Here is a 558-nt window from a genome sequence, read left to right as displayed (position 1 = left end):
ATATTACAAATTAAAGCGCAACATTAAAGTTATTCTGTTTTTTTTGATATTTAATTTTAAAACAACTATTTTACGTTTAATATTACTTTAAGAAGAAAAGATTTATAAAATGCCATACAAAAAGTTTGAAGAATACAGCATGCAGGTAACTGATGATGTAAAAGATAGATATAAAAAAATTATTGAAGATTTAGGAGAAGATACCAAACGCGATGGCCTTTTAAAAACACCAGAACGTGCTGCTAAAGCTATGCAATTTTTAACGCAAGGTTATGAGCAAGATCCTGTTGAAATTTTAACAAGTGCCATGTTTAAAGAATCATACAACGAAATGGTTATTGTTAAAGATATTGAGTTGTATTCGCTTTGCGAACACCATATTTTGCCTTTTTTTGGTAAAGTACATATAGCTTACATACCCAACGGGCATATAGTTGGCTTAAGTAAATTACCGCGTATTGTTGATGTTTTTGCAAGACGTTTGCAAGTGCAAGAGCGTTTAACTGAGCAAATTTTAGATTGTATAAATGATACTTTAAAGCCACAAGGTGTAGCCGT

Annotated in this window: 1 protein-coding gene; it reads left to right on the top strand. The window is 30.8% G+C overall.

Going from position 1 to position 558, the window contains the following annotated elements; genetic code table 11:
• Positions 1–109 precede the first annotated feature (109 nt).
• Positions 110–558, top strand: a 449-nt coding sequence (gene folE / locus FUA24_RS02915; RefSeq protein ID WP_148540001.1) for a GTP cyclohydrolase I FolE, incomplete at its 3' end; no start/stop codon positions are given.

This window comes from Seonamhaeicola marinus (assembly GCF_008085455.1).
This window is presented reverse-complemented; position numbering and strand designations above follow the sequence as displayed.